The organism is Enterobacter sp. SECR19-1250 (assembly GCF_013391025.1).
GTDB lineage: Bacteria > Pseudomonadota > Gammaproteobacteria > Enterobacterales > Enterobacteriaceae > Enterobacter > Enterobacter cloacae.
The window spans coordinates 1-10,728 of record NZ_JACASJ010000133.1 but is presented as its reverse complement, the minus strand read 5'-3'; the positions used below and the strand labels follow the sequence as shown (position 1 = coordinate 10,728).

The 10,728-nt window shown below is 50.2% G+C and carries 6 protein-coding genes and 4 pseudogenes; 9 read left to right on the top strand and 1 reads right to left on the bottom strand.

Translation table 11 applies throughout. The features are described 5' to 3' along the window. The 6 genes and pseudogenes from HX884_RS23275 to HX884_RS23250 all read left to right on the top strand — a co-directional run. Positions 1 to 109, top strand: a pseudogene (locus tag HX884_RS23275) (phosphomannomutase); the annotation flags it as partial. 164 nt (positions 110 to 273) lie between these two features. Then, positions 274 to 1,680: an NADP-dependent phosphogluconate dehydrogenase gene (gene gndA, locus HX884_RS23270; protein WP_178328870.1), complete on the top strand. Its 1,407-nt coding sequence runs from the start codon at positions 274 to 276 to the stop codon at positions 1,678 to 1,680. A gap of 92 nt (positions 1,681 to 1,772) precedes the next feature. Continuing rightward, on the top strand, positions 1,773 to 2,858 hold the full coding sequence (gene rfbB, locus HX884_RS23265) for a dTDP-glucose 4,6-dehydratase (RefSeq protein ID WP_062676691.1): 1,086 nt from the start codon (positions 1,773 to 1,775) through the stop codon (positions 2,856 to 2,858). Further along, on the top strand, positions 2,858 to 3,739 hold the full coding sequence (rfbA, locus tag HX884_RS23260) for a glucose-1-phosphate thymidylyltransferase RfbA (RefSeq protein ID WP_058681268.1): 882 nt from the start codon (positions 2,858 to 2,860) through the stop codon (positions 3,737 to 3,739). Before rfbB ends, rfbA begins: the two co-directional genes overlap by 1 nt. A 227-nt stretch (positions 3,740 to 3,966) precedes the next feature. Further along, on the top strand, positions 3,967 to 5,133 hold the full coding sequence (gene ugd, locus HX884_RS23255; protein WP_058681269.1) for a UDP-glucose 6-dehydrogenase: 1,167 nt from the start codon (positions 3,967 to 3,969) through the stop codon (positions 5,131 to 5,133). A 124-nt stretch (positions 5,134 to 5,257) separates the two neighbouring features. After that, positions 5,258 to 6,625 (top strand): annotated as a pseudogene (locus HX884_RS23250) (IS4 family transposase). On the opposite strand, the gene HX884_RS23245 reads toward HX884_RS23250, so the two are convergent. Further along, positions 6,622 to 7,626, bottom strand: coding sequence for an NAD-dependent epimerase (locus HX884_RS23245; RefSeq protein WP_058681271.1), 1,005 nt, complete (start codon positions 7,624 to 7,626; stop codon positions 6,622 to 6,624). The pseudogene HX884_RS23250 and the gene HX884_RS23245 overlap by 4 nt on opposite strands. A gap of 193 nt (positions 7,627 to 7,819) precedes the next feature. Here HX884_RS23245 and wzzB point away from each other — a divergent pair, with 193 nt between their 5' ends. The 3 genes and pseudogenes from wzzB to tnpA form a co-directional block, all read left to right on the top strand. Continuing rightward, entirely contained in the window at positions 7,820 to 8,800 is a 981-nt protein-coding gene (gene wzzB, locus HX884_RS23240) for an LPS O-antigen chain length determinant protein WzzB (protein ID WP_058681272.1), read from the top strand. A gap of 113 nt (positions 8,801 to 8,913) precedes the next feature. Further along, positions 8,914 to 10,293: pseudogene (locus HX884_RS23235) on the top strand (IS4 family transposase). An 89-nt stretch (positions 10,294 to 10,382) separates the two neighbouring features. Then, positions 10,383 to 10,673: pseudogene (gene tnpA / locus HX884_RS23230) on the top strand (IS200/IS605 family transposase); the annotation flags it as partial. Positions 10,674 to 10,728: the final 55 nt, after the last annotated feature.

Genomic DNA, 10,728 nt, shown 5'->3' with positions numbered 1-10,728 from the left:
GCGCTCGTCCAATACCGAGCCGGTGGTGCGCCTGAACGTGGAATCCCGCGCCGACCCCGCGCTGATGGAAGAGAAGACACAAGAAATTCTTGTTTTGCTCATGAAGTGAAGTCTTACGCCAGTTTATTTCTGGCGGCTTGGCTGTGTCGGAGTTGTGCAATCAGGTGGCATACATCAGCAAAAGCTATTCATGACACCTAATACTGAGTTAACATCTTAACCACATTTCAAGCCGCGCACAGTCGCGGCGACCACACCTGACAGGAGTATGTAATGTCCAAGCAACAGATCGGCGTTGTCGGTATGGCAGTGATGGGGCGCAACCTGGCGCTCAACATCGAAAGCCGTGGTTATACCGTCTCCGTTTTCAACCGCTCCCGTGATAAGACCGAAGAAGTCATCGCTGAGAATCCGGGTAAGAAACTGGTTCCTTTCTATACGGTTAAAGAGTTTGTTGAATCTCTGGAAACGCCTCGTCGTATCCTGTTAATGGTGAAAGCGGGCGCAGGTACCGATGCAGCCATCGATTCCCTGAAACCTTATCTGGATAAAGGCGACATCATCATTGATGGTGGTAACACCTTCTTCCAGGACACCATTCGTCGTAACCGTGAACTCTCTGCCGAAGGTTTCAACTTCATCGGTACCGGTGTTTCCGGTGGTGAAGAGGGCGCGCTGAAAGGCCCATCTATCATGCCTGGCGGCCAGAAAGAAGCGTATGAACTGGTTGCGCCAATCCTGATCAAAATCGCTGCGGTTGCGGAAGATGGTGAGCCGTGTGTGACCTATATCGGTCCGGACGGTGCAGGCCACTATGTTAAGATGGTTCACAACGGCATCGAATACGGCGATATGCAGCTGATTGCTGAAGCCTACTCTCTGCTGAAGGGTGGCCTGAACCTCTCCAACGAAGAACTCGCAGAGACCTTCACTGAGTGGAACAAAGGCGAGCTGAACAGCTATCTGATCGACATCACCAAAGATATCTTCACGAAAAAAGATGAAGAAGGTAAATACCTGGTCGATGTGATTCTTGACGAAGCGGCGAACAAAGGTACCGGCAAATGGACCAGCCAGAGCTCTCTGGACCTGGGCGAACCGCTGTCTCTGATCACCGAATCCGTATTTGCTCGCTACATCTCTTCTCTGAAAGATCAGCGCGTTGCGGCTTCCAAAGTGCTGTCTGGTCCGCAGGCTAAACCAGCTGGTGACAAAGCGGAATTCGTTGAGAAGGTTCGTCGTGCTCTGTACCTGGGCAAAATCGTCTCTTACGCGCAAGGTTTCTCTCAGTTGCGCGCGGCTTCTGAGGAAAACAACTGGGATCTGAACTACGGTGAAATCGCGAAGATCTTCCGTGCAGGTTGCATCATCCGCGCCCAATTCCTGCAGAAAATCACCGATGCCTATGCTGAAAATGCAGGTATCGCGAACCTGCTTCTGGCACCTTACTTTAAGAAGATTGCTGACGAATACCAGCAGGCACTGCGTGATGTGGTTGCTTACGCTGTACAGAATGGTATTCCTGTGCCGACCTTCTCCGCTGCAGTGGCGTACTACGACAGCTATCGCGCTGCCGTACTGCCTGCCAACCTGATCCAAGCGCAGCGTGACTACTTCGGTGCGCATACGTATAAACGTACGGATAAAGAAGGTGTGTTCCACACCGAATGGCTGGATTAATCTAATTAGTTCTGCCATTCCATCAAGCCCGGTAGCGATACCGGGCTTTTTTATCCCGCCCAATCCACTCACTTTTTAACGGAATAGATCGCGTGAAAATTCTTGTTACTGGTGGCGCCGGTTTTATTGGCTCCGCGGTTATCCGACACATTATTCGCAATACACGGGATAGCGTTGTTAACGTTGATAAATTGACCTATGCCGGTAACCTTGAATCCTTGCGAGAAGTCAGCAATAACGCACGTTACGTATTTGAACATGCTGATATCTGTGACAAAGTTGCCATGGAACGCATTTTTGCCTCTCATCAGCCAGATGCTGTAATGCATCTGGCTGCGGAAAGCCATGTCGATCGTTCTATTACCGGGCCAGCGGCGTTTATTGAAACTAATATTGTCGGTACTTACGTCCTGCTGGAAATTTGCCGCGCTTACTGGTCTTCACTGGATAACGCGGCAAAAGCAGCGTTCCGTTTTCATCACATTTCGACGGATGAAGTATATGGTGATTTACCTCATCCTGATGAGCAAACTGATTCTGCGCCATTACCGCTCTTCACAGAAACAACATCATACGCACCGAGTAGTCCGTATTCCGCCTCGAAAGCATCCAGCGATCATTTGGTCCGGGCGTGGATCCGTACTTACGGCTTCCCAGCAATTGTCACTAACTGCTCAAACAATTATGGACCTTTCCACTTCCCGGAAAAACTAATCCCGCTGGTTATTCTTAATGCCATTGAGAACAAACCGTTACCGATTTACGGGAAGGGAGATCAAATTCGCGACTGGCTATATGTGGAGGATCATGCCCGTGCGCTTTATACGGTTCTGACAACAGGTAAAACCGGCGAAACGTATAATATCGGTGGTCACAACGAGAAGAAAAATATTGAAGTTGTACACACTATTTGTGATTTGCTGGATGAAATCGTTCCGAAGGAAAAATCATATCACGAGCAGATAACCTATGTTGCAGACCGACCTGGCCATGACCGCCGTTATGCAATAGATGCGCATAAAATTAGTCGTGAACTAGGCTGGATACCTAAGGAAACCTTCGAGAGCGGTATACGTAAAACGGTTGAGTGGTATTTAAACAATTCGGAATGGGTCTCGAATGTTAAAAGTGGTGCCTATAAGAGTTGGATTGAACAGAATTATGGAGGGCGCAAGTAATGGCGAAGCGTAAAGGTATTATCTTGGCGGGCGGTTCGGGTACTCGCCTTTATCCCGTCACAATGGCGGTGAGTAAGCAGCTGTTGCCCATCTATGACAAGCCGATGATCTATTATCCGCTTTCAACGCTGATGCTCGCTGGTATCAAAGATATTCTTATCATTAGTACACCGCAGGATACCCCTCGTTTTGAACAACTTCTGGGTGATGGTAGCCAATGGGGGTTGCGCCTCCAATATAAGATACAGCCTAGCCCGGATGGTTTAGCTCAGGCGTTTATTCTTGGCGAAAAATTTATCGGCGAGGACAACTGTGCGCTGGTTTTAGGCGATAATATTTTCTATGGTCACGATCTTCCTCGATTGCTGGAGGGGGCCGCCAGCCAGGAAATTGGGGCAACCATATTTGCCTATCATGTCAGCGATCCTGAACGTTACGGTGTGGTTGAATTCGACAAAGACGGTACTGCGATCGGTCTTGAAGAAAAACCTCAGCAGCCGAAAAGTAACTATGCAATAACGGGCCTCTATTTTTACGACAACGATGTCATTGAGATGGCGAAGAGCTTAAGTCCCTCAGCACGCGGTGAGCTGGAAATAACGGATATCAACCGTCTTTACATGCAGCAGGGAAGATTATCCGTCGCGATGATGCGACGCGGTTATGCATGGCTGGATACCGGGACGCACCAGAGCATGATTGAGGCAAGTAATTTCATCGCAACTATTGAAGAGCGTCAGGGGCTGAAAGTATCTTGCCCTGAAGAGATTGCATTCCGCAGAGGCTTTATCAATGTTGAACAGCTCCGTGCACTTGCCGAGCCTTTGAAAAAGACCGGCTATGGGCAATACCTGCTAAATCTGGCTAAGGGATTAGTCTGATTTGAAGCTGCTTGTTATGAGTCTGCTACATCATAAAGAAGCAGTAATGCTGCTAGAAGATAGGCACTTTGAGCCTTGTTCGGGACCCCTCGGAGGGGCGGAAGAGCGTTCATCCATTCAGCTTTAACCTTGACAGTTAAATAGCGTTAGCGATAAAAAACCACCAGTTAATCATTGTGGTGACGGTTTGATTGTCACCAGAAACTCATACTGAAGAAGTCAAACGAATGAAAATAACTATCTCCGGAACGGGCTATGTCGGGCTTTCAAACGGCATTCTGATCGCACAAAACCATGAAGTGGTTGCACTGGATATCGTGCAGGCCAAAGTGGACATGCTTAACCAGAAGAAGTCCCCAATTGTCGACAAAGAAATCCAGGAGTATCTGGCAAATAAGCCGCTGAATTTCCGTGCAACGACTGATAAAGAAGATGCCTATCGTAATGCGGATTTTGTCATCATCGCGACCCCTACCGATTACGACCCCAAGACTAACTACTTCAATACCTCCACGGTAGAAGCAGTAATCCGGGACGTTATCGCAATAAACCCAAATGCGGTGATGATTATCAAGTCAACCATTCCGGTAGGTTTCACTAAATCCATCAAAGAAGAGTTGGGCATCGATAACGTCTTCTTCTCGCCAGAGTTCCTGCGCGAGGGCAGGGCGTTATACGATAACCTGCATCCTTCCCGTATCGTGATTGGTGAGCGTTCTGAGCGCGCGGAGCGCTTCGCCGCGCTGCTGCAGGAAGGTGCAATCAAGAAAGATATTCCGGTACTGTTTACCGACTCCACTGAAGCGGAGGCGATTAAGCTTTTCGCCAATACCTACCTGGCAATGCGTGTCGCTTACTTCAACGAACTGGACAGCTACGCTGAGAGCCTGGGTTTGAACACCCGCCAGATCATCGAAGGTGTTTGTCTCGATCCGCGCATTGGTAACCACTATAACAACCCGTCATTTGGCTACGGTGGTTACTGCCTGCCAAAAGATACCAAGCAGCTGCTGGCTAACTATCAGGCTGTGCCAAATAACCTGATTTCAGCGATTGTGGATGCCAACCGCACGCGTAAGGATTTCATTTCTGATTCCATCCTCGCGCGTCAGCCGAAAGTGGTGGGCGTGTATCGTCTGATTATGAAGAGTGGTTCCGATAACTTCCGCGCCTCGTCCATTCAGGGGATCATGAAGCGTATTAAAGCGAAGGGTGTGCAGGTCATTATTTATGAACCTGCAATGCAGGAAGATGAGTTCTTCCATTCACGCGTGATTCGCGATCTGGATGCGTTCAAGCAGGAAGCGGATGTGATCATCTCTAACCGCATGGCAGCAGAACTGGCGGACGTGGCAGATAAAGTCTATACCCGCGATCTGTTTGGTAGCGACTGATATTCTGCGTTAAGCACGTAAAAAACCCGGCCAGTGTGCCTAATGCCGATCATTTAAGGATCGGTTGACCGATCCAGTGGCTGTGTAAGAATCCGGAAATGTTCACCCGTTTCCGGATTTTTTTATGCACACTGGACAGGCTCTTGATCTGGTATCCCGTTACGATTCTCTGCGTAACCCTCTGACTTCTCTGGGCGACTATCTTGACCCGGAACTGATTTCCCGCTGCCTTGAAGAATCCGGCACCGTCACGTTACGCAAACGGCGCCTTCCTCTGGAAATGATGGTCTGGTGCATTGTCGGTATGGCCCTTGAGCGCAAGGAGCCGCTTCATCAGATCGTTAACCGGCTGGATATCATGTTACCCGGTAATCGTCCGTTCGTTGCGCCCAGTGCCGTGATCTAGGCCCGCCAGCGACTGGGAAGCGAAGCCGTCCGCCGTGTGTTCACGCAAACAGCGCAGCTCTGGCATAAGGCCACGCCGCATCCGCACTGGTGTGGCCTGACCCTGCTGGCCATCGATGGTGTGTTCTGGCGAACACCGGGCACACCGGAAAACGACAGCGCCTTTCCCCGCCAGACGCATGGCGGAAACCCGGCCCTCTACCCGCAGGTTAAAATGGTCTGTCAGATGGAGCTGACCAGCCATCTGCTGACGGCAGCGGCCTTCGGCACGATGAAAAACAGTGAAAATGAGCTCGCAGAACAACTGATAGGGCAGACCGGCGATAACACCCTGACGTTAATGGATAAAGGCTATTACTCGCTGGGGCTGCTGAATGCATGGAGCCAGGCAGGAGAACACCGTCACTGGATGCTCCCTCTCAGGAAGGGAGCGCAGTATGAAGAGGTCAGAAAGCTGGGCAAAGGCGACTATCTGGTGAAGCTGAAAACCAGCCCACAGGCACGAAAAAAATGGCCGGGTCTGGGAGATGAAATGACAGCCCGCCTGCTGACCGTGACGCGCAAAGGGAAAGTCTGCCATCTGCTGACGTCGATGACGGACGCCATGCGCTATCCCGGAGGAGAAATGGCAGACCTGTACAGCCATCGCTGGGAAATAGAGCTGGGGTACAGGGAGATAAAACAAACGATGCAACTGAGCAGGCTGACGCTGAGAAGTAAAAAGCCGGAGCTTGTGGAGCAGGAGTTATGGGGCGTGTTACTGGCGTATAATCTGGTGCGATATCAGATGATTAAAATGGCGGGCCATCTGAAAGGATACTGGCCGAATCAGCTGAGCTTCTCAGAATCATGCGGCATGGTCATGAGAATGCTGATGACGTTGCAGGGCGCTTCACCAGGGCGTATCCCGGAGCTGATGCGTGATCTTGAAAGCATGGGACAGCTGGTAAAGTTGCCGACAAGAAGGGAAAGGGCCTTTCCAAGGGTGGTAAAGGAGAGGCCCTGGAGATACCCCACAGCCCCGAAAAAAGGCCAGTCAGTTGCTTTACTGACTGGCATTAGCCAGTGTGCCGGTTTTTTGTTTTAGACGTTGTAGAAAGCGCGATACCAGTCCACGAAGTTTTTCACCCCGTCTTTGACTGAGGTCTGCGGTTTAAAGCCAATAACGTCATACAACGCTTTCGTGTCCGCGCTGGTTTCCAGCACGTCACCTGGTTGAATCGGCATCATGTTTTTCTCTGCTTCTTTGCCGAGTGCTTCTTCCAGCGCCGTAATGTAATCCATAAGCTCAACCGGAGAGCTGTTACCAATGTTATAAACGCGATAAGGCGCGGAACTGGTCGCCGGCGAACCGGTTTCGACAGTCCAGTTTTCATCAGCCTGAGGGATAACATCCTGTAGGCGGAGAATAGCTTCGGCGATGTCATCTATATAGGTAAAGTCGCGCTTCATCTTGCCGTAGTTGTAAACATCAATGCTTTTGCCTTCGATCATTGCCTTTGTAAACTTAAACAGCGCCATGTCCGGACGTCCCCACGGGCCATACACGGTAAAGAAACGCAGGCCGGTGGTCGGCAGGTTGTACAAATGAGAGTAGGTATGCGACATCAGCTCGTTGGCTTTTTTGGTCGCCGCATACAGTGACACCGGGTGATCTACGGAGTCGTCAGTGGAGAACGGCATCTTGCGGTTCAGACCATAAACGGAGCTTGATGAGGCATACAGCAGGTGCTGTACCTTGTTATGACGACAACCTTCCAGCACGTTAAGGTGACCGACCAGGTTAGCATCCGCATACGCATGCGGATTTTCCAGCGAGTAGCGCACACCGGCTTGTGCGGCCAGATGTATCACGCGATCAAATTTTTCGCTGGCAAACAGCGCTGCCATAGCTTCACGATCGGCTAACTCCATCTTGTGAAAGGTGAAATTCCCGGATTTCAGTACATCCAGACGTGCCAGCTTAAGATTGACGTCATAATAGTCATTAAGATTATCAATACCGACGACCTGGTGTCCGGCATCCAGCAAGCGTTGGCTGACATGCGATCCGATAAAACCTGCCGCGCCCGTGACCAAAAATTTCATATCTTCCCTCATTATATTTCTATCTTGTCGATGCCTGAGGCATCTGAATTGCTATATGATAGCGCGTTGACCGCGAGTTACATAACCCATCTTTCCGATATAACTCATCGGATTCTGATAGAAAAATCGCTGGCAACAGATACACTATGTAAACATCACTGTTTTTTGCCCTTTTTCATCTGTTAGGGATTGTATGACGCAGAACAATAATACTCCGGTTAATAGCAGTAATGATCCGGAGCAAATTGATTTAGTAGATTTAGTTCTCCAGTTGTGGCGCGGAAAGCTGATAATTGGCGCTTTTATAGCTGTTTTTATCTTCGGTGCAGGTATTTACATTACCGTTGCAAAAGAAAAATGGACCTCGTCTGCCATCATTGCCCAGCCGGATGCGGCGCAGATTGCTACTTACGCGAACGCATTGAATATTCTTTACGGTAATGCTGCTCCTTCAATGCAGGATATCCAAAACCGTGCCATTGGTCGTTTCAATTCCTCATTTTCTGCTTTAGCCCAGGCGCTTGAAAACCAGGAAATGCCAGAAAAACTGACCATTGATACCACCGTTAAAGGTCAAGCGTTGCCGTTGAGCGTCACCTATCAAGGTGAGTCTGCTGAAGCTGCGCAAAAGCAGCTGGCGCAATACATTCAGCAGGTAGACGAGCAAACGGCGAAGGAACTTGCGCTCGACCTTAAAGATAACATTAAGCAGCAGATCACCAGCCTCAATGACTCTCTTGAAAACCAGGAAAAAGTCGCTCAGGAGCAGAAAGATCTGCGCATTAAACAGATTTCTGAGGCGCTTAAGAACGCGGAAGCGGCGAAAATTACCACTCCGCAGATCCAGCAAACTCAGGACGTGACTCAGGAAACCATGTTCCTGCTGGGGAGCGAAGCGCTGAAATCAATGATTGATAACGAAGCGTCTCGTCCGCTGGTCTTCTCTGGCGCTTACTACCAGACTAAGCAAAACTTACTGGATATAGAGAAGTTGAACGTGAACCCTGATACCATCCATGTCTATCGTTACGTCATGAAGCCGGATCTTCCCGTCTATCGTGACAGCCCGAAAAAGGTTATCGCGTTAATTCTGGCAGTCTTGCTCGGTGGAATTATCGGTTCTGGTGTGGTTCTCGGCCGCAACGCGTTGCGTAACTACAAACCAAAAGCCTGACTTGCAGATAAAAAAACGGGGAAATTCCCTAATGCCGATCATTTAAGGATCGGTTGACCGATCCAGTGGCTGTGTAAGAATCCGGAAATGTTCACCCGTTTCCGGATTTTTTTATGCACACTGGACAGGCTCTTGATCTGGTATCCCGTTACGATTCTCTGCGTAACCCTCTGACTTCTCTGGGCGACTATCTTGACCCGGAACTGATTTCCCGCTGCCTTGAAGAATCCGGCACCGTCACGTTACGCAAACGGCGCCTTCCTCTGGAAATGATGGTCTGGTGCATTGTCGGTATGGCCCTTGAGCGCAAGGAGCCGCTTCATCAGATCGTTAACCGGCTGGATATCATGTTACCCGGTAATCGTCCGTTCGTTGCGCCCAGTGCCGTGATCTAGGCCCGCCAGCGACTGGGAAGCGAAGCCGTCCGCCGTGTGTTCACGCAAACAGCGCAGCTCTGGCATAAGGCCACGCCGCATCCGCACTGGTGTGGCCTGACCCTGCTGGCCATCGATGGTGTGTTCTGGCGAACACCGGGCACACCGGAAAACGACAGCGCCTTTCCCCGCCAGACGCATGGCGGAAACCCGGCCCTCTACCCGCAGGTTAAAATGGTCTGTCAGATGGAGCTGACCAGCCATCTGCTGACGGCAGCGGCCTTCGGCACGATGAAAAACAGTGAAAATGAGCTCGCAGAACAACTGATAGGGCAGACCGGCGATAACACCCTGACGTTAATGGATAAAGGCTATTACTCGCTGGGGCTGCTGAATGCATGGAGCCAGGCAGGAGAACACCGTCACTGGATGCTCCCTCTCAGGAAGGGAGCGCAGTATGAAGAGGTCAGAAAGCTGGGCAAAGGCGACTATCTGGTGAAGCTGAAAACCAGCCCACAGGCACGAAAAAAATGGCCGGGTCTGGGAGATGAAATGACAGCCCGCCTGCTGACCGTGACGCGCAAAGGGAAAGTCTGCCATCTGCTGACGTCGATGACGGACGCCATGCGCTATCCCGGAGGAGAAATGGCAGACCTGTACAGCCATCGCTGGGAAATAGAGCTGGGGTACAGGGAGATAAAACAAACGATGCAACTGAGCAGGCTGACGCTGAGAAGTAAAAAGCCGGAGCTTGTGGAGCAGGAGTTATGGGGCGTGTTACTGGCGTATAATCTGGTGCGATATCAGATGATTAAAATGGCGGGCCATCTGAAAGGATACTGGCCGAATCAGCTGAGCTTCTCAGAATCATGCGGCATGGTCATGAGAATGCTGATGACGTTGCAGGGCGCTTCACCAGGGCGTATCCCGGAGCTGATGCGTGATCTTGAAAGCATGGGATAGCTGGTAAAGTTGCCGACAAGAAGGGAAAGGGCCTTTCCAAGGGTGGTAAAGGAGAGGCCCTGGAGATACCCCACAGCCCCGAAAAAAGGCCAGTCAGTTGCTTTACTGACTGGCATTACAGCTAGGCTGGGGGTTCCGGAAAGCTTTCAGCTTTAAGTCAGTTATAAAAACCCCTTTTGATTTGTTAAAACAACTTGCGGTCTGGCAACTGCAAGAGAGAAACAAGAAATCAAAAGGGGGTCCCAATGGGGGACGAGAAGAGCTTAGCGCACACCCGATGGAACTGTAAATATCACATAGTTTTTGCACCGAAGTACCGCAGACAGGCGTTCTACGGAGAGAAACGTCGAGCAATAGGCGCGATTTTAAGAAAGCTATGTGAGTGGAAAAACGTGAATATTCTGGAAGCAGAATGCTGTGTAGATCATATCCATATGCTTCTGGAGATCCCACCGAAGATGAGTGTGTCGGGCTTCATGGGGTATTTGAAAGGTAAAAGTAGCCTGATGCTTTACGAGCAGTTTGGCGATTTGAAAGTAAGCGTTAAGTGAGCGCCGTATTGACGGCTATTTATTGGTGAGATCTACGTTC

Excerpts from the sequence above, each read along its gene's own strand:
- gndA (WP_178328870.1), top strand. The coding sequence starts at position 274 with ATGTCCAAGCAACAGATCGGCGTTGTCGGTATGGCAGTGATGGGGCGC.
- rfbA (WP_058681268.1), top strand. The coding sequence starts at position 2,858 with ATGGCGAAGCGTAAAGGTATTATCTTGGCGGGCGGTTCGGGTACTCGC.
- ugd (WP_058681269.1), top strand. The coding sequence starts at position 3,967 with ATGAAAATAACTATCTCCGGAACGGGCTATGTCGGGCTTTCAAACGGC.
- HX884_RS23245 (WP_058681271.1), bottom strand. The coding sequence starts at position 7,626 with ATGAAATTTTTGGTCACGGGCGCGGCAGGTTTTATCGGATCGCATGTC.
- wzzB (WP_058681272.1), top strand. The coding sequence starts at position 7,820 with ATGACGCAGAACAATAATACTCCGGTTAATAGCAGTAATGATCCGGAG.